Here is a 19,805-nt window from a genome sequence, read left to right as displayed (position 1 = left end):
GTGTGGGCGTGGGTTACAGCGCCTTGCTTACCTTGATGTCGGTGATCTTGCTGAAGTCTTCGCCGTGCAGTTTGCGCAAGGCTTCCTCGACCTGCTGTGGCGCCGTGCTGCTGAGCACGGCGAAGTCGAAACGACGCTCGCCGTCGAGGTTGTACTTGATGACGTACTTGATGTTTTCGCTCATGGGGTTATCTCAGCTTCGACGACGAACGGCGGATGATCTTGATCGTGTGGGTGAAGGTCGGCTTGCTTACCGCCGACAGGGCACGCGGGCCGACGGTGTCGATGGTGATGTTCCAGAAGCCGTCGCTGGGCACGGTGATCTTCGCCGGGAAGTCGACGAAGGCGCCGCCGTGATAGGTATGCCGGCCGCCATTCTTGAAGCTGCGGAAGTTGGCATCGTTCATCAGGCGGATATTGCAGCGCTGGGAGCAGTGGATGACGACGATGTCGTCTTCATTGAGGTGCTCGCGCTGGTGTACGAATTTCATGTCGCTCTCCGCAAGGGATCTTTTGGCAAATCAAAACGATAGCACGATGTCGGGTTACACTGTGGGGCTGAGTGCCAAGGCCAGAGATAAAACTGCCAATCCAGGGAGCAAATCGGCCTGGCCATGGTCCAACGGTTTTTTATGGAGGGGTACCGATGAAATGGGTTGTACCAGCGCTGGCAGTTGCGCTGACCGGTTGTGCCAATGTAGCCGAAATCGAACAGAGCCCCGAGACCATGAGCGTGATCTCGGGCAAGTCGCCACGCGAGTTTGCCACCTGCGTTCAGCAAAAACTGGCTGATAGCCGTGGCCCGCTGACCATCGAGGAGCGGGGTAGCGGCCTGCGCGTTGTGGTTCCGCAGAAGCTCTCGGACAAGTCCCCGGCTGCAGTGCTGGAGATCAGCGAGCGCTCGAGTGGCAGCGCGGTCAAGTTGCATGAGCGGTTGAGCAATTTTCCCCTGCGCCCGGGGGATGTCAAAGCGGCTGTGAGCGTGTGCATCTCCAAGTGACGGCGTGAGCCGCGTTTAAACGATTCAGTGGTTGTCCCTGCATTTTTCTGTGCCTGCCCGCGTTGTAGCGCTGGCCGGATAGGCCTAGTATCGGTAGGCTTATATTTTATAAGTCTAAGCTTATAACAAGAAAAATGGAGTCCGTGATGATCCCACTGGATCGAATCCTGATAGGCAGCCTGCTGTTGCTTTCAATGCAAGCCGCCACTGCCGCCGATGGCCAGAAGATATTCACCCAGGGAGGGGAGAACCCCTCTGCCATGGCCTGCATGAGCTGCCATGGCCCCGATGGCCTGGGCATGGCCGCCGCCGGCTTCCCACGCCTGGCCGGCCTGCCGGCCGCCTATGTGAGCAAACAGCTCAAGGACTTTCGTGACGGCAGCCGCAAGCAGCCGATCATGGAGCCGCTGGCCAAGGCCCTGAGCGACGCCGAGATCAGCGCCATCAGCGCCACGCTGGCGGCAATGCCGGTACCGCCCACCCCTGATACCCGTCGCCAGCAGATGGCAACCGACCCGGTCGAGTCGCTGGCGCTTTACGGCGACTGGAGCCGAGGCATCCCCGGGTGCGTGCAATGTCACGGGCCGGGTGGTGTGGGGGTAGGCGAGCACTTTCCGCCATTGGCCCACCAGCCTGCCAGCTACCTGGCCGGGCAACTTGACGCATGGCGCGACGGCCGGCGCAGCAACGACCCTAACCAGTTGATGGTCGGTGTCGCCAAAGCCCTGACCGATACCGAGGTCAAGGCGCTGGCTGAATACTTTGCCACCCGCGCCAGCCAGGAGGCCGCCCAATGAATCGCTTGCTACTCACTACCCTGACCCTGTTCATGGGCGGCGTTCAGGCGGCCCCGATCGCCATGGAAGACCAGTCGCAACTGAAGGTGGCGCCGGCCAGCACGCCGGCCAGCTTCAAGCCCCCCGCCGAAAGCGAGTTGCCCGACAACGCCTTCGGCAAGATGGTGCGCGACGGCTATGCGCTGTTCGTCGACACCAAGCGCCTGGCCCCCGAGTATGTGGGCAACGGCCTGAACTGCAGCAACTGCCACCTGGATCAGGGGCGGCTGGCGCATTCGGCGCCGCTGTGGGGGGCTTACCCGATGTACCCTGCCTATCGCAAGAAAAACGACAAGGTCAACACCTTTGCCGAGCGTATCCTGGGCTGCTTCCAGTTCAGCATGAACGGCAAGCCGCCGGCGGCCGACAGCCCCGAGATGACGGCGTTGTCGGTGTATGCCTACTGGCTGGCGAGCAAGGCACCGATCGGCGTCGAGACACCGGGGCGTGGCTACCCGGAGGTCGACAAGCCTGCGCAGGGCTATGACATCAAGCGCGGTGCCCAGGTGTATCAGCAGCAGTGCGCCATCTGCCACGGCGACAGCGGCCAGGGCCAGAAGGTGGCCAAGGACTATGTGATGCCACCGCTGTGGGGCAAGGACTCCTACAACTGGGGTGCCGGCATGCACCGCATCAACACGGCGGCCTCGTTCATCAAGCACAACATGCCGCTGGGCAAGCCAGGCACGCTGACCGACCAGCAGGCCTGGGACGTGGCGGCCTTCATCAACGCGCATGAGCGCCCTCAGGACCCGCGCCTGGTCGAAGGCTCGGTGGAAAAAACCCGGCTCAAGTTCCACGCCAATGACGGCGTCAACCTCTACGGCCAGAAGGTCGATGGGGTGCTGATCGGGCAGGGCACAGGCGGCTAGAACGCTCGCCCATCCGCGTATCCAGGCCTGCCTGCGGGCCTGGATACGCGGATTATTTGCAACCTGCGGGAACTATCTACACTGAGTTTTTCTCTATCATTCATTCGGCCGGGCCACGGGGGCATTGTAAGCGCATCGCCGCCTGATTAGACTGCGCCGAATTTCGTACTGCACAGCCCTTGTTAAGGACGTTTATGATCAAGAAATGCTTGTTCCCGGCAGCCGGTTACGGCACCCGCTTCCTGCCAGCAACCAAAGCCATGCCAAAGGAAATGCTGCCAGTGGTGAACAAGCCACTGATCCAGTACGGCGTTGAAGAAGCGCTGGACGCTGGGTTGAACGAAATCTCCATTGTCACCGGCCGCGGCAAGCGCGCTCTGGAAGACCATTTCGACATCAGCTACGAGCTGGAAAACCAGATCAAGGGCACCGACAAGGAAAAGTACCTGGTCGGTATTCGTCGCCTGCTCGACGAGTGCTCGTTCTCCTACACCCGCCAGACCGAAATGAAAGGCCTGGGCCACGCTATCCTGACCGGTCGCCCGCTGATCGGTGACGAGCCGTTTGCCGTGGTGCTGGCCGACGACCTGTGCGTCAACCTCGACGGTGACGGCGTGCTCAAGCAGATGGTCAAGCTGTACAAGCAGTACCGCTGCACCATCGTTGCGATCATGGAAGTCGACCCGCAGGAAACCAGCAAGTACGGCGTGATCGCCGGCGACCTGATCGGCGACGACCTGTACCGTGTACGCAACATGGTCGAGAAGCCAAAGCCGGAAGACGCCCCGTCGAACCTGGCGATCATCGGCCGCTACATCATGACCCCGGACATCTTCAAGCTGATCGAAGAGACCGAGCCGGGCAAGGGCGGTGAAATCCAGATCACCGACGCCCTGATGAAGCAGGCCCAGGACGGCTGCGTGATTGCCTACAAGTTCAAGGGCAAGCGTTTCGACTGCGGTGGCGCCGAGGGTTACATCGACGCGACCAACTTCTGCTTCGAAAATTTCTACAAGACCGGCAAGGCCTACTGAGTTCACTCGGTCGGTTGCGTCACAAAGCCACCTTCGGGTGGCTTTTTTGTTTATGGGCCTGGCTGGCGGTATGCTGGCGGCCTGCCAAGGAGACTGATATGGCCTACGATTTTGATCTGTTCGTGATTGGCGCCGGTTCCGGCGGTGTGCGTGCAGCACGTTTTGCTGCCGGTTTCGGCGCAAAAGTGGCGGTGGTCGAAAGCCGCTACCTGGGCGGCACGTGTGTCAACGTCGGCTGCGTGCCGAAAAAACTGCTGGTGTACGGCGCGCACTTTGCCGATGACTTCGAGCAGGCGGCAGGCTACGGCTGGTCGCTGGAAGATGCACAGTTCGACTGGGCACAGCTGATCGCCAACAAGAACCGTGAAATCGAGCGGCTCAACGGCATCTACCGCAACCTGCTGGTCAACAGTGGCGTGACCCTGCTCGAAGGCCACGGCCGCCTCACCGGGCCCCATGAGGTCGAGGTGGACGGCACGCGCTACAGCGCGAAGAACATCCTGATCGCCACCGGCGGCTGGCCACAGATTCCGGACATCCCCGGGCGCGAGCTGGCCATCAGTTCCAACGAGGCGTTCTACCTCAAGGCCTTGCCCAAGCGTGTGCTGGTGGTGGGGGGTGGTTACATCGCGGTGGAGTTCGCCGGAATCTTCCAGGGGCTGGGCGCCAAGACCAGCTTGCTCTACCGGGGCGACCTGTTCCTGCGCGGCTTCGATGGCGCAGTGCGCACGCACCTGAAGGAAGAGCTGGAAAAACGCGGTCTCGACCTGCAGTTCAACAGCGACATCCAGCGTATCGACCAGCAGCCCGATGGCAGCCTCAAGGCGACCCTCAAGGATGGTCGCGAGCTGATTGCCGACTGCGTGTTCTACGCCACCGGCCGGCGCCCCATGCTCGACAACCTGGGGCTTGAGAACACCGAAGTGCAACTGGACAAGCGCGGCTACGTGCAGGTCGATGACCAGTACCAGACCGACGAGCCGTCGATCCTGGCCATTGGCGATGTGATCGGCCGCGTGCAGCTCACTCCGGTGGCCCTGGCCGAAGGCATGGCCGTGGCGCGGCGCCTGTTCAAGCCGGAGCAGTATCGCCCGGTGGATTACCGGAACATCCCGACGGCGGTGTTCAGTCAGCCGCCGATCGGCACCGTGGGCCTGACCGAGGAGCAGGCGCTGGAGGCGGGGCACAAGGTGCAGATCTTCGAAAGCCGCTTCCGGCCAATGAAGCTGACCCTCACCGACGTGCAGGAGAAGACCCTGATGAAACTGGTGGTCGATGCCGACACCGACCGCGTGCTGGGCTGTCACATGGTCGGGCCGGATGCCGGCGAGATCATCCAGGGCCTGGGCATCGCGCTCAAGGCCGGGGCGACCAAGCAGCAGTTCGACGAAACCATCGGTGTGCACCCGACAGCCGCGGAGGAGTTCGTGACCCTGCGTACGCCTACGCGCTAAGCGGTGCTTCCAGCGCGGGTCCAGCCCCCTCCCACAGCGATTGCAACGGTCTTTGTGGGAGCGGGCTTGGCCCGCGATCGCATCAACATAAATCGTCTATCTGTACTGAGCTTTATAGCCAAAACCAATCACCAGCATCAGCTTTGCCAATGAGCGCTATCGGCGATGAATGGTTAGGATTCTCCCATCAAGTTTTTCAACCCTGAGGAGAGTCACCGATGCCTATCATCAACAGCCAGGTCAAACCGTTCAACGCTACTGCCTACCACAACGGCGAATTCGTTCCTGTTTCCGAAGCCGACCTGAAGGGCAAGTGGTCCGTGGTGTTCTTCTACCCGGCCGACTTCACCTTCGTCTGCCCGACCGAACTGGGCGACCTGGCCGACAACTACGCTGAATTCAAGAAGCTGGGCGTGGAAATCTACGGTGTGTCGACCGACACCCACTTCACCCACAAAGCCTGGCACGACACCTCGGAAACCATCGGCAAGATCCAGTATCCGCTGATCGGTGACCCGACCCACGTCATCTCGCGCAACTTCGACGTGCTGATCGAAGAAGCCGGCCTGGCCGACCGCGGTACCTTCGTGATCAACCCTGAAGGCCAGATCAAGATCGTCGAACTCAACGACGGCGGTGTAGGCCGTGATGCCAGCGAGCTGCTGCGCAAGGTCAAGGCTGCCCAGTACGTCGCTGCCCACCCAGGCGAAGTCTGCCCGGCCAAGTGGAAAGAAGGCGAAGCTACCCTGGCGCCATCGCTGGACCTGGTCGGCAAGATCTAAGGCCGTGAACCAGCCGAGGGCGGGCCACCGCACCTGAAGTCTGTCCCGCCCCGCAAAACGCCCGGGCGACTCTGCCCGGGCGTTGTTTTTTCTACCGTTTGAAAAGGAATCGCCCGTATGTTGGACGCCACGCTTAAAACTCAGTTGAAAGCCTACCTGGAGCGGGTCACCCAGCCGATCGAGATCGTTGCCTCCCTCGACGACGGCGCGAAGTCCCGTGAAATGCACGACCTGCTGCGGGAAATCGCCAGCCTGTCGGATCTGATTACCTTGCGCGAGGACGGTGCCGACGCCCGTCGCCCGTCGTTCTCGCTCAATCGCCCGGGGGGCGATATCAGCCTGCGCTTTGCCGGCATCCCCATGGGCCACGAATTCACCTCGCTGGTGCTGGCGCTGCTGCAAGTCGGTGGCCACCCCTCCAAGGCGAGCGCCGAGCTGATCGAACAGGTCGCCGGGCTCAAGGGTGAGTTCAACTTCGAAACCTACTTCTCGCTGTCGTGCCAGAACTGCCCGGACGTGGTGCAGGCGCTGAACCTGATGGCGGTACTCAACCCCAGCGTGCGCCATGTGGCCATCGACGGCGCGCTGTTCCAGGCCGAAGTCGAGGCACGCCAGGTGATGGCAGTGCCGAGCGTCTACCTCAATGGCGAAGTGTTCGGCCAGGGCCGCATGGGCCTGGAGGAGATCGTCGCCAAGCTCGACACCGGCACCAGCGAGCGCCAGGCCGAGAAACTCAACGCCAAGGACGCCTTCGACGTGCTGGTGGTCGGTGGTGGGCCGGCAGGCGCGGCAGCAGCGATCTACGCGGCCCGCAAAGGCATTCGCACCGGCGTGGCTGCCGAGCGCTTCGGCGGGCAGGTGCTGGACACCATGGCCATCGAGAACTTCATCTCCGTGCAGGAGACCGAAGGGCCGAAGCTGGCCACGGCGCTGGAAGAGCATGTCAAGCAGTACGACGTCGACATCATGAACCTGCAGCGCGCCGATGCGCTGGTGCCGGGCCAGGACGGCGCGCTGCACCAGGTGCGCATGGCCAACGGTGCCACGCTCAAGGCCAAGACCGTGATCCTGGCCACCGGCGCACGCTGGCGCGAGATGAACGTGCCGGGCGAAAAGGAGTACCGCAGCCGTGGCGTGGCCTACTGCCCGCACTGCGACGGCCCGCTGTTCAAGGGCAAGCGTGTGGCGGTGATCGGTGGTGGCAACTCCGGTGTGGAGGCGGCCATCGACCTGGCCGGCATCGTCGCCCATGTCACGCTGATCGAGTTCGACAGCCAGTTGCGTGCCGACGCGGTGCTGCAGCGCAAGCTGCACAGCCTGGCCAACGTGACCGTGATCACCAGCGCCTTGACCACCGAAGTGCTGGGCGACGGCCAGAAGGTCAACGGGCTGCGCTACAAGGACCGCAACAGCGACGTGCAGCATGACATCGCGCTGGAAGGGATCTTCGTCCAGATCGGCCTGCTGCCCAACACCGATTGGCTCAAGGGCACCCTCGAACTGTCGCCCCGTGGCGAGATCATTGTCGATGCGCGGGGCCAGACCAGCGTGCCGGGCGTGTTTGCCGCCGGTGACGTGACCACGGTGCCCTACAAACAGATCGTGATCGCGGTGGGTGAGGGGGCCAAGGCGTCGCTGGCAGCGTTCGACCACCTGATCCGTACCAGCGCTCCGGCCTGAGGCGCATCGCCGGCCTTGCCGGCCTGTGACGGTGCAACAACGCAAAAGCCCTGACAGGTCAGCCTGTCAGGGCTTTTGCGTGGCCTATTCGAACAGCGACCGGCCCTTGTCCAGTTGCTGGTCGACCAGCGACTTGCCCAGTGCAATCGACGCGCGCTGGGCGTTTTCCAGGTCGGCCAGAAACAGCGGCGCGTGGGCACACAATCGCCGGGTGCTGTGCTTGTCTGGGGAGGTGATGCGGCATCCGACTTCGAACGGCAGGGGAATGCCGGCATGCGGGACCACGTTTGCCGTGACCGTGTAGTTGCGGTGGACACATTCAAGGGTGTGCATGAGCGCTACCTCGCTGTGGTGGCTTCAACCGGTATCAGCTCCGGTATACCACAGCCAGGTGCGCCGGGGCGGCGCGCCGACGAGCGCGCCCCCGGGGCCGCTGTCAGAACTCGGTCGGCTGGATGATCTCTACCCAGTAATCGTCCGGGTCCTTGATGAAGGCCAGGTGCTTCATGCGCCCGTCGCTCAGGCGCTTCTGGAAGTTCACGCCCAGCTGTTCGAAGCGCTCGCAGGCCGCGCGGATGTCCGGTACGGCAATGCAGATATGGCCGAAACCGCGCGGGTCGGTGTTGCCGTTGTGGTAGGCGAACGCGGGATCGTTTTCGGTGCCGTGGTTGTGGGTCAGTTCGAGGATGCCCGGGATCGACTTCATCCACTCGGTACGCTTGGCCGGGTCGGCCGGAATCTGCGCCTTGTCCACCAGCGCCAGGAAGTACAGGCTGAATTCGGCTTCCGGGAAGTCGCGTTTTTCCACGAGGCTGAAGCCCAGAACGCGGGTGTAGAAGTCCAGGGACTTGGCGACGTCCTTGACCCGCAGCATGGTGTGGTTGAACACGAAGTTGTGGGTCGCGGCATCCGGTTGCGCGGTGACGCCGGGGAGGGTGTCGAGGTTTTGCAGGCTCATGGGCACTCCGCAGATAGGGCCGGCGCTTGGCGCGCCAGCAAAACAGTCAGGGAGCAATGATACGGAACTGAAGCGATTGCGCAAACGGTTTGCGCCCCGTCGGCCAGGCCTGACGGGGCGCAAGAATTAGAAGCCCGCCGAAGCGGGCGTATGGGGCGCTAATCCTTTAGCAGTCTTCATCCTGAGCCAGTACATGTGAAAAAAGTGTGAAGTACTGTTTCACTTGCGCAACCAGCTGTCGACTGTCTGTGCGCCGTACTCCTGCTTCCATGCCTTGAGGCCGTGATGATTGCCGCCCTTGGTTTCGATCAGCTCGCCGGTATGCGGGTTTTCATAGACTTTCACCACGCGCGCACGGCGTTGTTTGGGCGCGCTGGCAGGCCGGCGCGTAGTGGCCGCCGGGTCGAGAATATTGATGATGTCGCGCAAGCCCTTGTCATAGGTTTTCATCAGGCTGACAAGTTTCTGCTCGAATTCGATTTCCCGTTTGAGGCCGGCGTCTTTTTTCAGTGCCTCCAGTTGAGCAAGCTGTTCCTGAAGGGCTTTTTCGGCAGCACGAAACTCTGCAAGTCTGGACACTGTCATCTCTCCTGTTGGTCGGTAAAGGCCGTGCGCGGCGCAACCGCTTGAGGCCGCTATTGATGCCGCGTCACCGGGTAGAAAACAAACAACACAGTAAAAAGAGTGTAGTCAATCGCCCTGCGATAAACATCAAACTTTTACGACAACACACTACGGAACTTTCTTATTGCACAGTGCTCGCCACACTAAAGAATTAATTACCGCATCGGCATCTGTTCTAGACCATGGTCCAATGGCCCGTGCCAGAGCGCTTTGGAGACAATAAGCGGTCGCTGCCTAGTTGTGTGCAGCGGCCCTTGCCCAGCCCCGTCGGGGCTGATGGATACCTTGCCCTTCGTTCTGGATACTGCTTTTCATGCGTGCCCCAACTCCCTTCATTGCCCAACGCCCGGTGGTCGGCGCGTTGTTGTCCTTCGTTACTGTTTCGGCCCAGGCCAGTGGTTTCCTGCAAGACAGCAGTGTCAACATCGAGGCGCGCAATGTGTATTTCAATCGTGACTTTCGTGACGGTCACACCGCCTCCTCCCAGGGCGCGTCGAAACGTGAAGAGTGGGCGCAGGGCTTCATACTCAACGCGCAGTCCGGGTATACCCAGGGCACCGTGGGCTTTGGTATCGATGCGCTGGGCATGCTGGGTTTCAAACTCGATTCCAGCCCGGCCGACAGCAACAGCGGGCTGCTGCCTTCCAGCGGCCACAACCCGCGCCATTCGGCCGATCAGTACGCAAAACTGGGTGTGGCCGGCAAGGTGCGTTACTCGCAGACCGTATTGAAATACGGTGCCATGCTGCCGGACATGCCGCTGCTCAAGTACAACGACGGGCGCCTGTTGCCCACCATGTTCCATGGCGCGATGCTGACGTCCAGAGAGGTCGACAACCTCACCTTCAGCGCCGCGCGGCTCGACAAGTACACCGCCCGCGATTCGACCGACCAGCAAGATATCCGCGTGCACTGCAAGAACAAGCGCTATGCCTGCGACACCCGCGCCGACCACTTCGACACGGCCGGGCTGGAGTACCGCTTCAACGAGCGCCTGAGCGCGCAGTACCAGGTGGCCAAGCTCGAAAACATCTATCGCCAGCATTTCCTCGGGCTGGTGGCCAGCCAGCCCTTGAGCGTGGGCCGCCTCTCGGCCGACCTGCGCCTGATCAAGAGCGACGACATCGGTCGTTCCCGTGCCGGCGACATCGACCACCGTGCCTTCAGCGCCATGCTTGGCTACAGCCTGGGCGGGCACAAGCTCAGCGCCGGCTGGCAGCGCATGTACGGCGAGAACGCCATGCCGTACCTCGATGGCAGCAACCCCTACCTGGTCAACTACGCCCAGGTCAACGACTTCGCTGCGGCCCAGGAGCGGTCCTGGCAGGTGCGCTACGACTACGACTTCAAGGCTGTAGGGCTCGAAGGCCTGAGCTTCCTGACCCGCTATATCAGCGGCGATCACGTCAAGGTGCCGGGCAGCCCGGCACAGGGCAAGGAATGGGAGCGCGACAGCGAACTCAAGTACCAGGTGCAGAGCGGCACCTTCAAGGACGTCAGCGTGCGCCTGCGCAACTCCACCTACCGCAGCAACTACGAGAAATTCGCCCGCGACATGGATGAGACCCGGGTGATCGTCAGCTACAACTTCTCCGTACTGTAGGCGCAGGCTTTGCCAAGTGGCGCGGGCCGGCCGACAATGGCCGCGCGCCCCTGGGAGAGCTTGCGATGAAACACCTGCTGCTGATTGGAATAGGCCCGGGCAACCCCCGGCAGATCACCCTCGAAGCCATCGACAGCCTGAACCGCGCCGACGTGTTCTTCGTGCTGGACAAGGGCGCCGCCAAGGACGACCTGCTGCGCCTGCGCAAGGAGCTGCTGGAGCGCCACGTCACCCGGCCCTATCGCCTGGTGCAGGTCGAAGACCCGCAACGCGACGCGGCGGCTGCAGACTACGTCGGTGCCGTGGAGGACTGGCACCGCCAGCGCGCTGCGCTGTATGGGCGTCTGCTGCACGACGAGCTTGCCGAGGGGCAATGCGGCGCGTTCCTGCTGTGGGGCGAGCCGACGCTTTACGACAGCACCCTGCGCATTCTGGAGCGGGTGGCGCAGCCGGCGTTCAGCCTTGAAGTCATCCCCGGCATCAGCAGCGTCCAGGCCCTGGCGGCCGCTCACCGCATTGCACTGAACCGTATCGGCGAGCCGCTGCATATCCTGCCGGGCCGACGCCTGGCTGATGAGTCAGGCATCGACAACGTGGTGGTGATGCTGGACGGGCAATGCGCCTTTGCCGAACTGGACGATCCGCACCTGCACATCTATTGGGGCGCCTACCTGGGCACTGCCGACGAGCTGCTGATCGAGGGGCCGCTGATGCAGGTCAAGGCGCAGATCCTGGCGCAGCGCGAGCAGGCCCGCGCGCGCAAGGGCTGGATCATGGACACGTATCTGCTGCGCCGGTGCTAGGCCGGTTCTTGGCCTCGATCCACTGGGCCATGTACTGGGTGCTCTTGTGGTGATGGTGGCGCAGCATGGCCCCGGTGAAGTTGTACAGGCGCTGTTCATCCAGGTGCGCCAGCGTGTGTTCGATGCGCTGCACCAGGGCCTGGCCGTGCCAGCGCCTGTCGTAGCGGGCGCTCAGCAGCTGGCGCCCGTCGCGCTGGGCCTGCTCCCAGCGCGGTTGCTCGCTGTAGAGCCGCGCCGCGGCATCGGCCAACCCTTCGGCGGTGTCGGCCACCAGGCCTGGCCAGGGCAGGTCGCCGTGCATGGCCTCGGCGCCAATCGGGGTGGTCACGCTGGGCGTGCCGCACAGCATCGCATCGGTCAGCTTGCCCTTGATGCCGGCGCCAAAGCGCAGCGGGGCCAGGCACACCCGTGCGCCGCTCATCACCTGCAGGGCGTCCTCAGCCCAGTTCATCACGTGAAACCCTTCGGCAGCATTGTGCAGCGCGGTGGCCTTGGGCGGCGTGTAGGCACCATAGATGTGCAACTGCGCCTTGGGCAGGCGACGGCGGACCATCGGCCACAGGCTGTGCTTCATCCACAGCACCGCATCCCAGTTCGGCGCGTGGCGGAAGTTGCCGATGCTGAGAAAGTGCTCGCGTTCCGCGAACGGCCTGAAGGCTTCGGTGGGCGGCGCCAGCATCAGCGGGCACCAGTGCAGCAACGCCTCGGGCACGCCGAAGCCATTGACCAGCAGGTCTATCTCGACATCCGAGATCATCAGGCTCAGGTCGCTGCGGTAGATCGCCGCCAGTTCGCGCTGGGCCAGGTCGGCACCGGCCATCTGGCGATACAGGTCGGGGCCCGAGGTGTTGAACAGCGCGCGAAAGTCGTTGCTGTCCAGGCCCTCGGCCAGGCGCCGGCGCAGCAACTGATGACGGGCATCGCGCAGGCTCTGCAGGTCGGAGGTCTCGAGCACGCGCAGGGCCGCCGGGCAATGCTTCTCGACGCGCCAGCCGAACTGCTCCTCCATCATGAAGCGATCGAACAACACCACGTCGGGGGCAAGGTCGGCGATGAAACGGTCGAAACTGGCGTTGTTCAGCTCGATGGCCTGCTCGGCGATGCCCAGGCTCGCGAGGTCGGCCTTGTGTTCGCCGATGGCTGCGGGGCTGCTGAAGGTGATGTGCCAGCCGCGCTCCAGAAAACACTCCAGCAGCTGCATCATGTGCCCGCCGGCGGCCGAAGAGCGGGGTTCGGGCCAGACATAGCCGATGACCAGTACGTGGAGGGCGGTTGGGTGCATGGGGAGGGCGGGCCTTTGGGCAAAAAAGGCGTATTAAACCAGAATCCAGGCCACCCGTTTCGGCCTCTTCGGCGGCAGGCCGGCTCCCGCAGGTACAGCGGTGCGGGAGCTGGCGCGCCTAGAGGGCCAGAATCGAGGTCACCTTGTCGCGCAGCTGGTCGATGCTGAACGGCTTGCCGATCATGTGCATGCCCTCGGGCACATCGAAGCTGTCGGCATAGCCACTGGCGAACAGGATGGGCAACAGCGGCCGCAGTTCGCGGGCCCTGCCCGCCAGTTGCTTGCCGTCCATGTCGGGCAAGCCGACATCGGTCATCATCAGGGCAAGGGGTTTGTCCGGGTCGCACAGCACTTGCAGCGCTTGTTCGGCATCTTTGGCCTCCACCACCTGGTAACCCAGTTCATCGAGCACATCCACCATCAGCATGCGCACGATGGTGTCGTCTTCGACGACCAGAAGAGGGTGATTATCGGGCATGGCAGGATCCTGTGAAAATGGGTGACACACTATCTGTAAACAGCACGCGGTGCTTAGTTCCCTGGATCGTCAAACGTACCAGCCAGTGAGCATAGCGGGCTCTGGCCAAACAGGGAACGTTTGGCGCAGCACTGGCTCAAATACGGGCTCGATGCCCGGCCAACACGGGCACGGCGCCACGCTGCGGGCATTGAACTGGCGGAAAACTGGAACAATTGCTCGAAAATCCGTCACACTCTTTCGTTCGTCTACTTGCTCGGGCCTTTCCAATGAGTCAACCAGCCTCGACCGATCAGCAGAGCTTTCGCAAGCTGCTGAGCCGCAACATCGGCCTGCCCCTGGGGGTCGGTCTGATCAGTGCGGTGGTTTTCGTCGCCGTGATTGCCTACCTGCTGTCGGTCATCCAGTGGGTCGCCCACACCGACCGGGTGATCAACAACGCCAACGAGGCGGTCAAGCTGTCCATCGACATGGAAACCGGCATGCGCGGGTTCCTGCTCACTGGCGACGAGCAGTTCCTCGACCCCTATGAAGTGGCCAAGCCACGCATACAGGCCGAACTCGAGACGCTCAAGGAACTGGTGGCCGACAACCCGCAGCAGGTCGACCGCCTGAGCCGCCTGCAAGCCCTGCAGGCCGCCTGGAACAACTTCGGCAAGGACATGATCGCCCTGCGCCGCGCCAATGACGACTACCGCACGCCCATCAAGCTCGGTCAGGGCAAGCGCCTGACCGACGAGATCCGCAAGGAGTTCGACGATTTCGTCGCGATGGAGCAACAGCTGCGTCTTGCCCGCAACGATCAGGTCAGCAACACCACGAAGTGGTCCATTTCCCTTTACCTGGCCTTCGTGGTGCTGCTCAGCGCATTGCTGGCCTACATCGGCCGCCGCGACCTGCTCAACCTGTCCAGCAACTACGCGGCCAACCTGGAGGCCCAGCAGCGCGCTGCCGAGCGCCTCGAACAGCAGGCCTGGCAGCGCGCCGGGCAATCGCGTCTGGCCGAGCAGGTGCTGGGGCAACTGACCCTGCCGATGCTGGGCAACAACATCCTGCAGTTCTTCGCCCATTACCTGGGCAGCGTGGTGGCGGCCGTGTACGTGCGCGACGAGCATGGCAGCCTGCGCCGCGTGGCCAGCTACGGCTTCTCCCGCGAGCAGCAGGGGCAGGAGCAGGTCGTCGGCGCCCAAGAGGGCATCCTTGCCCAGGCCGTGGCGCAACGTCGCCTGATGCGCCTGGACGAGGTGCCGCAGGACTACTTCAAGGTCAGCTCCGGGCTGGGCGAGGGGTGCCCGCGCAACGTGCTGGTGATTCCGGCGATCAACGACGGCCAGGTCAATGGTGTGGTCGAGCTGGGCTTTCTGCGCGCAGTGGAGGATCGCGACATCGAGTTTCTCGAGCGGTTGGCCGACAACCTGGGCACCTCCATCGAGAGTGCGCGCTATCGCCAGCGCCTGCAGGAAGTGCTGGCCGAAACCCAGCAGCTCAACGAAGAGCTGCAGGTGCAGCAGGAAGAGCTCAAGACCGCCAACGAAGAGCTCGAGGAACAGTCCCGGGTGCTCAAGGAGTCCCAGGCCCATCTGGAGACGCAGCAGGCCGAGCTGGAGCAGACCAACGAGCAACTGGCCGAGCGTACCGACGCGCTGGCCGAGCAGCGCGATGCGCTGGACCGCAAGAACGGCGAGCTGAACCGGGTGCAGGTCGAGTTGCAGGAGCGTGCAGAGGAACTGCAGCGCTCGAGCAAGTACAAGTCCGAATTCCTCGCCAACATGTCCCACGAGCTGCGCACCCCGCTCAACAGCTCGCTGATCCTGGCCAAGCTGCTGGCCGAGAACCCGCAGGACAACCTCAGCGCCGAGCAGGTCAAGTTCGCCGAGTCGATCTATTCGGCCGGCAACGACCTGCTCAACCTGATCAACGACATTCTCGACATCGCCAAGGTCGAGGCCGGCAAGCTCGATGTACGCGCCGAAACCACCCACATCAGCCGCATGGCCGAAGGCCTGCGCAGCCTGTTCGAGCCGCTGGCGCAGCAGAAGCAGCTGGCCTTCAGCGTCACCGTAGAGCCGCAGGTGCCGGCCACCCTGTTCACCGATCGCCAGCGCCTGGAGCAGATCCTCAAGAACCTGCTGTCCAACGCGCTGAAGTTCACCGAGCGCGGCCAGGTGGCGCTGACCATCGGCTACCAGGCCGGCACCGGCATCGTGTTCTCGGTGCGCGACAGTGGCATCGGCATTGCCGACGACCAGCAGCAGAGCATCTTCGAAGCCTTCCACCAGGCCGACGGCACCACCAACCGGCGCTACGGCGGCACGGGCCTGGGGCTGTCGATTTCCCGTGACCTGGCGCAGTTGCTGGGCGGCCAGATCCGTGTCGAAAGCCAACTGGGCCAGGGCAGCGTGTTCAGCTTGATACTGCCCGAGTCGTACGAGCCGAGCGTCGAGGCGCAGCCGCTGGCACTGGTGGCCCGCGCCGCCGCGCCGTTGCCCGTGGCGGCCCCCGTCGTGCTGCCGGCCGCCGAAGCCCCGCGTCCGGCGGCCAGCTTCGCCGACGACCGTCACCTGGCACCGTTCAGCAACCGCTGCATCCTGGTGATCGAGGACGAGCCCAACTTTGCCCGCATCCTCTTCGACCTGGCCCACGAACTGGGCTACAGCTGCCTGGTGGCCCAGGCCGCCGACGAAGGCTTCGAACTGGCGGCCAGCTACATCCCCGACGCCATCCTGCTGGACATGCGCCTGCCCGACCATTCCGGCCTTACCGTGCTGCAGCGGCTCAAGGAGCAGGCGTCCACCCGGCACATACCGGTGCACATCATCTCGGTCGAGGACCGTGTCGAGGCGGCCATGCACATGGGCGCGATCGGCTATGCGGTCAAGCCCACCAGCCGTGAGGAGCTCAAGGCCGTGTTCGGCCGCCTGGAAGCCAAGCTGACCCAGAAGCTCAAGCACATCCTGCTGGTGGAAGACGATGACCTGCAGCGCGAAAGCATCGCCCGCCTGATCGGCGACGAAGACATCAAGATCACCGCGGTGGGCATGGCCCAGGAAGCCCTGGAGCTGCTGCGCGAGAACATCTACGACTGCATGATCATCGACCTCAAGCTGCCCGACATGCTCGGCAACGAGCTGCTCAAGCGCATGACCGCCGACGATATCCGCTCGTTCCCGCCGGTGATCGTCTACACCGGGCGCAACCTGACCCGCGACGAAGAGGCCGACCTGCTCAAGTACTCGCGCTCGATCATCATCAAGGGCGCGCGTTCACCCGAGCGGTTGCTGGATGAAGTCACGCTGTTTCTGCACAAAGTCGAGTCGACGCTGTCCCATGAACGTCAGCGCATGCTCAAGACCGCGCGCAGCCGCGACAAGGTGTTCGAGGGGCGCAAGATCCTGCTGGTGGACGACGACGTGCGCAACATCTTCGCCCTCACCAGTGCGCTGGAGCACAAGGGCGCGATCGTGGAGATCGGTCGCAATGGCCGCGAGGCCATCGAAAAACTCGAGCAGGTCAGCGATATCGACCTGGTGCTGATGGACGTGATGATGCCGGAGATGGACGGCTATGAAGCCACACGGCGCATTCGCAAGGACCCGCGCTGGCGCAAGCTGCCGATCATCGCCGTCACCGCCAAGGCCATGAAGGATGACCAGGAGCGCTGCCTGCAGGCCGGCGCCAACGACTACCTGGCCAAGCCGATAGAGCTGGACCGGCTGTTCTCCCTGATTCGGGTATGGCTGCCGCAACTGGAGCGAATTTGAGTATCGAACGTAACACCGACATTGAAATCCGGCTGCTGATCGAGGCGATCTACCTCAAGTACAGCTATGACTTTCGCGACTATTCCGGCGCTTCGATCAAGCGCCGGGTGCTGCATGCCGTGCGCCAGTTCGAATGTGCCACGGTGTCGGCCCTGCAGGAACGGGTGCTGCACGACCCGAGTGTGTTCATGCAGTTGCTGCAGTACCTCACCATCCCGGTGAGCGAGATGTTTCGCGACCCCGGTCACTTCCTCGCGCTGCGCGAGGAGGTGGTGCCGCACCTCAAGACCTGGCCCTCGATCAAGATCTGGATTGCCGGCTGCAGCACGGGCGAGGAGGTCTACTCCATGGCCATCCTGCTGCGCGAAGAAGGGTTGCTCGAACGCACCATCATCTACGCCACCGACATCAACCCCAGCTCGCTGGAAAAGGCCAAGCAGGGCATCTACTCGATGCAGAACATGCGCGAGTACACCGAGAACTACCAGAAGGCCGGCGGGCGCCGGGCCTTCAGCGACTACTACACTGCCGCCTATGGCAACGCGATCATCGACAGCAGCCTGCGCGAAAACGTGACCTTCGCCGACCACAGCCTGGCCACCGACAGCGTGTTCTCCGAAACCCAGCTGATCTCGTGCCGCAACGTGCTCATCTACTTCAACAAGACCCTGCAGGACCGGGCCTTCGGTCTGTTTCACGACTCGCTGTGCCACCGTGGCTTTCTGGTGCTGGGCAGCAAGGAAACCCTGGATTTTTCCGCTTACGCCAACCGCTTCGACGCGCTGGTCAAGCCAGAACGGATCTACCGAAAGTCATGAAAGGCACCGATGCGATCGTGGTGGGGGCTTCAGCCGGGGGCGTGTCGGCGCTGCTCACGGTGTTTGCCGCCTTGCCCGCCGACTACGCCATTGCGCTGCTGTGCGTGCTGCACCTGCCCGACGACCGCCACAGCCAGCTGGCCGAAGTCTTCAGCCGCCGCTTGCAGCGCCCCGTGCAGGAGGCCCGCGACAAGGAAAGCGTGGTGCCGGGGATGATCTACGTGGCCGGCCCCGGCTATCACCTGTCGGTGGAGCGTGACCGCAGCCTGTCCCTGAGCCAGGAGGACCGCGTGCACTTTTCCCGCCCCTCGATCGACATCCTCTTCGAGTCGGCCGCCGATGCCTATGGCGACGGCCTGGTCGGCGTGCTGCTGACCGGCGCCAACGAAGACGGAGCGCGCGGGCTGGCGCGCATCAAGGAGCACGGCGGTACTACCCTGATTCAGGACCCGCATGAGGCGCAAGTCGCGGTCATGCCCGAGGCGGCGCTGGCGCTGCACCGGCCCGACCACATACTCCCATTGAATGGCATCGGGCAATTGCTCGCCAAGCTGGAACCACGTGCATGCTAAGCCATATCCAAGCAAACCTGCTGATCGTCGACGACCTGCCGGAAAACCTGCTGGCGCTCGAGGCGCTGATCAAGGGGCCGGACCGCAACGTGTACCAGGCGCAATCGGCCGACCATGCGTTGTCGCTGTTGCTCGAGCACGAGTTCGCACTGGCCATCCTCGACGTCCAGATGCCCGGGATGAACGGTTTCGAACTGGCCGAGATGATGCGCGGTACGGAAAAGACCAAGAACATTCCCATCGTGTTCGTGAGCGCTGCGGCGCGCGAGATGAACTACGCCTTCAAGGGCTACGAGAGCGGCGCGGTGGACTTCCTGCACAAGCCGCTGGACACCCAGGCGGTGAAGAGCAAGGTGGCGGTGTTCATCGACCTGTACCGCCAGCGCAAGGCCCTCGGCCAGCAGCTGGAGGCCCTGGAGCGCAGCCGCCAGGAGCAGGAGCTGCTGCTGGCGCAGCTGCAGGTCACGCGCAGCGAGCTGGAGCACGCCGTACGCATGCGCGACGACTTCATGTCGATCGTCTCCCACGAGGTGCGCACACCGCTCAACGGTCTGATACTGGAGACCCAGCTGCGCAAGCTGCACCTGGCGCGCAACAACGCCGATGCCTTCACCCTGGACAAGATGCACGCCATGGTCGAGCGTGACGAGCGCCAGATCAACAGCCTGATCCGGCTGATCGAAGACATGCTCGACGTGTCGCGCATCCGTACCGGCAAGCTGTCGATCCGGCCCGCATCGTTCGACCTGTGCCAGCTGGTCAGCGGCCTGGTCGAGAACTTCGCCGCCCAGGCGGCTGCGGTCGACTCGAGCATCAGCCTGCAGGCCGGCGCCGAACTGGTCGGCTACTGGGACGAGTTTCGTATCGAGCAGGTGATCGCCAACCTGCTCACCAACGCCCTGCGCTATGGCGCCAAGTCGCCGGTGCAGGTGCGCGTGTTCGAGGAACAGGGCATGGCCTGCGTGCAGGTGCGCGACCATGGCATCGGCATCAGTGCCGAGAACCAGCAGCGCATCTTCCAGCAGTTCGAGCGGGTATGCTCCAACCAGAGCAGTGCCGGCCTGGGGCTGGGCCTGTATATTTCCGAACAGATCGTGCTGGCCCATGGCGGCAGCATCACGGTCAGCAGTACCGAGGGCCAGGGCGCGACATTCAGCGTGCGCCTGCCACTGGTACGCAGCCCGCAAGAAAGTGGCGCGCAGCAGGCAACCTCTGCGTGAGGCCGGGGTCGTATAGCGATCCCCCATG

Annotated in this window: 20 protein-coding genes; 13 read left to right on the top strand and 7 right to left on the bottom strand. The window is 63.2% G+C overall.

Annotated features, from left to right (window positions below; all coding sequences use genetic code 11):
* Nucleotides 1-13: 13 nt before the first annotated feature.
* The gene (locus tag QMX96_RS05370) at nucleotides 14-184 is read right to left on the bottom strand and encodes a hypothetical protein (protein WP_088514404.1); all 171 of its coding nucleotides are present in this window, start codon (nucleotides 182-184) and stop codon (nucleotides 14-16) included.
* Nucleotides 185-188: 4 nt separating this feature from the next.
* Nucleotides 189-491 carry a DUF1883 domain-containing protein gene (locus tag QMX96_RS05365; protein WP_043861737.1) on the bottom strand — a complete coding sequence of 101 codons (303 nt, stop codon included), beginning with the start codon at nucleotides 489-491 and terminating at the stop codon, nucleotides 189-191.
* A gap of 155 nt (nucleotides 492-646) precedes the next feature.
* On the opposite strand from QMX96_RS05365, the gene QMX96_RS05360 reads away from it, so the two are divergent.
* The 7 genes from QMX96_RS05360 (at nucleotide 647) to ahpF (ending at nucleotide 7,658) form a co-directional block, all read left to right on the top strand.
* Nucleotides 647-1,000: a hypothetical protein gene (locus QMX96_RS05360; protein WP_043861738.1), complete on the top strand. Its 354-nt coding sequence runs from the start codon at nucleotides 647-649 to the stop codon at nucleotides 998-1,000.
* A 146-nt stretch (nucleotides 1,001-1,146) separates the two neighbouring features.
* On the top strand, nucleotides 1,147-1,797 hold the full coding sequence (locus QMX96_RS05355) for a c-type cytochrome (RefSeq protein ID WP_100632575.1): 651 nt from the start codon (nucleotides 1,147-1,149) through the stop codon (nucleotides 1,795-1,797).
* Complete coding sequence (locus QMX96_RS05350; protein WP_282361318.1) at nucleotides 1,794-2,708, top strand: c-type cytochrome; 915 nt, start codon at nucleotides 1,794-1,796, stop codon at nucleotides 2,706-2,708. Before QMX96_RS05355 ends, QMX96_RS05350 begins: the two co-directional genes overlap by 4 nt.
* A gap of 194 nt (nucleotides 2,709-2,902) precedes the next feature.
* Nucleotides 2,903-3,742: a UTP--glucose-1-phosphate uridylyltransferase GalU gene (galU, locus tag QMX96_RS05345; protein ID WP_043861741.1), complete on the top strand. Its 840-nt coding sequence runs from the start codon at nucleotides 2,903-2,905 to the stop codon at nucleotides 3,740-3,742.
* 98 nt (nucleotides 3,743-3,840) lie between these two features.
* Nucleotides 3,841-5,196 (top strand): glutathione-disulfide reductase, encoded by a 1,356-nt coding sequence (gene gorA, locus QMX96_RS05340; RefSeq protein ID WP_282361317.1) that lies wholly within the window; start codon nucleotides 3,841-3,843, stop codon nucleotides 5,194-5,196.
* 218 nt (nucleotides 5,197-5,414) lie between these two features.
* The gene (gene ahpC / locus QMX96_RS05335) at nucleotides 5,415-5,978 is read left to right on the top strand and encodes an alkyl hydroperoxide reductase subunit C (RefSeq protein WP_043861743.1); all 564 of its coding nucleotides are present in this window, start codon (nucleotides 5,415-5,417) and stop codon (nucleotides 5,976-5,978) included.
* Between the two features lie 117 nt (nucleotides 5,979-6,095).
* Nucleotides 6,096-7,658, top strand: a complete 1,563-nt coding sequence (gene ahpF / locus QMX96_RS05330; protein WP_078481836.1) for an alkyl hydroperoxide reductase subunit F — start codon at nucleotides 6,096-6,098, stop codon at nucleotides 7,656-7,658.
* Between the two features lie 84 nt (nucleotides 7,659-7,742).
* Here ahpF and QMX96_RS05325 read toward each other — a convergent pair whose 3' ends face one another.
* The 3 genes from QMX96_RS05325 to QMX96_RS05315 all read right to left on the bottom strand — a co-directional run bounded on the left by QMX96_RS05325 (nucleotide 7,743) and on the right by QMX96_RS05315 (nucleotide 9,195).
* Complete coding sequence (locus QMX96_RS05325) at nucleotides 7,743-7,991, bottom strand: hypothetical protein (RefSeq protein WP_054914310.1); 249 nt, start codon at nucleotides 7,989-7,991, stop codon at nucleotides 7,743-7,745.
* Between the two features lie 103 nt (nucleotides 7,992-8,094).
* Nucleotides 8,095-8,616: a lactoylglutathione lyase gene (gloA, locus tag QMX96_RS05320; RefSeq protein WP_043861746.1), complete on the bottom strand. Its 522-nt coding sequence runs from the start codon at nucleotides 8,614-8,616 to the stop codon at nucleotides 8,095-8,097.
* Nucleotides 8,617-8,835: 219 nt separating this feature from the next.
* Entirely contained in the window at nucleotides 8,836-9,195 is a 360-nt protein-coding gene (locus QMX96_RS05315) for a histone-like nucleoid-structuring protein, MvaT/MvaU family (protein ID WP_043861747.1), read from the bottom strand.
* 358 nt (nucleotides 9,196-9,553) lie between these two features.
* Between QMX96_RS05315 and QMX96_RS05310 the strand changes: the two genes are divergently transcribed.
* Both QMX96_RS05310 and cobF read left to right on the top strand, forming a co-directional pair.
* Complete coding sequence (locus tag QMX96_RS05310; protein WP_282361316.1) at nucleotides 9,554-10,843, top strand: OprD family porin; 1,290 nt, start codon at nucleotides 9,554-9,556, stop codon at nucleotides 10,841-10,843.
* 65 nt (nucleotides 10,844-10,908) lie between these two features.
* Nucleotides 10,909-11,646, top strand: a complete 738-nt coding sequence (cobF, locus tag QMX96_RS05305; RefSeq protein WP_196932830.1) for a precorrin-6A synthase (deacetylating) — start codon at nucleotides 10,909-10,911, stop codon at nucleotides 11,644-11,646.
* Here the strand turns inward: cobF and QMX96_RS05300 are convergent.
* The gene (locus QMX96_RS05300) at nucleotides 11,615-12,928 is read right to left on the bottom strand and encodes a glycosyltransferase (protein ID WP_282361315.1); all 1,314 of its coding nucleotides are present in this window, start codon (nucleotides 12,926-12,928) and stop codon (nucleotides 11,615-11,617) included. The two genes, cobF and QMX96_RS05300, sit on opposite strands and share 32 nt — an antisense overlap.
* Before the next feature lie 118 nt (nucleotides 12,929-13,046).
* Nucleotides 13,047-13,406 carry a response regulator gene (locus tag QMX96_RS05295; RefSeq protein ID WP_100632579.1) on the bottom strand — a complete coding sequence of 120 codons (360 nt, stop codon included), beginning with the start codon at nucleotides 13,404-13,406 and terminating at the stop codon, nucleotides 13,047-13,049.
* Between the two features lie 269 nt (nucleotides 13,407-13,675).
* Between QMX96_RS05295 and QMX96_RS05290 the strand changes: the two genes are divergently transcribed.
* From QMX96_RS05290 to QMX96_RS05275, 4 genes are read left to right on the top strand one after another with little or no spacing between them, the layout of a single operon-like run.
* On the top strand, nucleotides 13,676-17,167 hold the full coding sequence (locus QMX96_RS05290) for a response regulator (RefSeq protein ID WP_054914314.1): 3,492 nt from the start codon (nucleotides 13,676-13,678) through the stop codon (nucleotides 17,165-17,167).
* Nucleotides 17,164-17,985 carry a protein-glutamate O-methyltransferase CheR gene (locus tag QMX96_RS05285; protein ID WP_043861753.1) on the top strand — a complete coding sequence of 274 codons (822 nt, stop codon included), beginning with the start codon at nucleotides 17,164-17,166 and terminating at the stop codon, nucleotides 17,983-17,985. The genes QMX96_RS05290 and QMX96_RS05285 overlap by 4 nt, the downstream gene beginning before the upstream one ends.
* A complete protein-coding gene (locus QMX96_RS05280; protein ID WP_043861754.1) occupies nucleotides 17,982-18,557 on the top strand; it encodes a chemotaxis protein CheB in 576 nt (191 codons plus the stop codon). Before QMX96_RS05285 ends, QMX96_RS05280 begins: the two co-directional genes overlap by 4 nt.
* Nucleotides 18,551-19,777 (top strand): hybrid sensor histidine kinase/response regulator, encoded by a 1,227-nt coding sequence (locus QMX96_RS05275; RefSeq protein ID WP_043861755.1) that lies wholly within the window; start codon nucleotides 18,551-18,553, stop codon nucleotides 19,775-19,777. Before QMX96_RS05280 ends, QMX96_RS05275 begins: the two co-directional genes overlap by 7 nt.
* Nucleotides 19,778-19,805 lie beyond the last annotated feature (28 nt).

It is taken from the genome of Pseudomonas sp. PS01300, from assembly GCF_029960155.1.
Taxonomy (GTDB): Bacteria; Pseudomonadota; Gammaproteobacteria; order Pseudomonadales; family Pseudomonadaceae; genus Aquipseudomonas; species Aquipseudomonas palmensis.
The sequence above is the reverse complement of the archived record's forward strand: the minus strand, read 5'-3'. Positions and strand labels throughout refer to the sequence as shown.

What these genes read in the sequence shown, in the direction of transcription:
- QMX96_RS05280 (WP_043861754.1), top strand. Translation starts at nt 17,982, where the DNA reads ATGAAAGGCACCGATGCGATCGTGGTGGGGGCTTCAGCCGGGGGCGTG.
- QMX96_RS05300 (WP_282361315.1), bottom strand. Translation starts at nt 12,928, where the DNA reads ATGCACCCAACCGCCCTCCACGTACTGGTCATCGGCTATGTCTGGCCC.
- ahpF (WP_078481836.1), top strand. Translation starts at nt 6,096, where the DNA reads ATGTTGGACGCCACGCTTAAAACTCAGTTGAAAGCCTACCTGGAGCGG.
- gloA (WP_043861746.1), bottom strand. Translation starts at nt 8,616, where the DNA reads ATGAGCCTGCAAAACCTCGACACCCTCCCCGGCGTCACCGCGCAACCG.
- cobF (WP_196932830.1), top strand. Translation starts at nt 10,909, where the DNA reads ATGAAACACCTGCTGCTGATTGGAATAGGCCCGGGCAACCCCCGGCAG.
- galU (WP_043861741.1), top strand. Translation starts at nt 2,903, where the DNA reads ATGATCAAGAAATGCTTGTTCCCGGCAGCCGGTTACGGCACCCGCTTC.
- gorA (WP_282361317.1), top strand. Translation starts at nt 3,841, where the DNA reads ATGGCCTACGATTTTGATCTGTTCGTGATTGGCGCCGGTTCCGGCGGT.
- QMX96_RS05365 (WP_043861737.1), bottom strand. Translation starts at nt 491, where the DNA reads ATGAAATTCGTACACCAGCGCGAGCACCTCAATGAAGACGACATCGTC.
- QMX96_RS05290 (WP_054914314.1), top strand. Translation starts at nt 13,676, where the DNA reads ATGAGTCAACCAGCCTCGACCGATCAGCAGAGCTTTCGCAAGCTGCTG.
- QMX96_RS05360 (WP_043861738.1), top strand. Translation starts at nt 647, where the DNA reads ATGAAATGGGTTGTACCAGCGCTGGCAGTTGCGCTGACCGGTTGTGCC.
- QMX96_RS05275 (WP_043861755.1), top strand. Translation starts at nt 18,551, where the DNA reads ATGCTAAGCCATATCCAAGCAAACCTGCTGATCGTCGACGACCTGCCG.
- QMX96_RS05350 (WP_282361318.1), top strand. Translation starts at nt 1,794, where the DNA reads ATGAATCGCTTGCTACTCACTACCCTGACCCTGTTCATGGGCGGCGTT.
- ahpC (WP_043861743.1), top strand. Translation starts at nt 5,415, where the DNA reads ATGCCTATCATCAACAGCCAGGTCAAACCGTTCAACGCTACTGCCTAC.
- QMX96_RS05295 (WP_100632579.1), bottom strand. Translation starts at nt 13,406, where the DNA reads ATGCCCGATAATCACCCTCTTCTGGTCGTCGAAGACGACACCATCGTG.
- QMX96_RS05370 (WP_088514404.1), bottom strand. Translation starts at nt 184, where the DNA reads ATGAGCGAAAACATCAAGTACGTCATCAAGTACAACCTCGACGGCGAG.
- QMX96_RS05325 (WP_054914310.1), bottom strand. Translation starts at nt 7,991, where the DNA reads ATGCACACCCTTGAATGTGTCCACCGCAACTACACGGTCACGGCAAAC.
- QMX96_RS05355 (WP_100632575.1), top strand. Translation starts at nt 1,147, where the DNA reads ATGATCCCACTGGATCGAATCCTGATAGGCAGCCTGCTGTTGCTTTCA.
- QMX96_RS05310 (WP_282361316.1), top strand. Translation starts at nt 9,554, where the DNA reads ATGCGTGCCCCAACTCCCTTCATTGCCCAACGCCCGGTGGTCGGCGCG.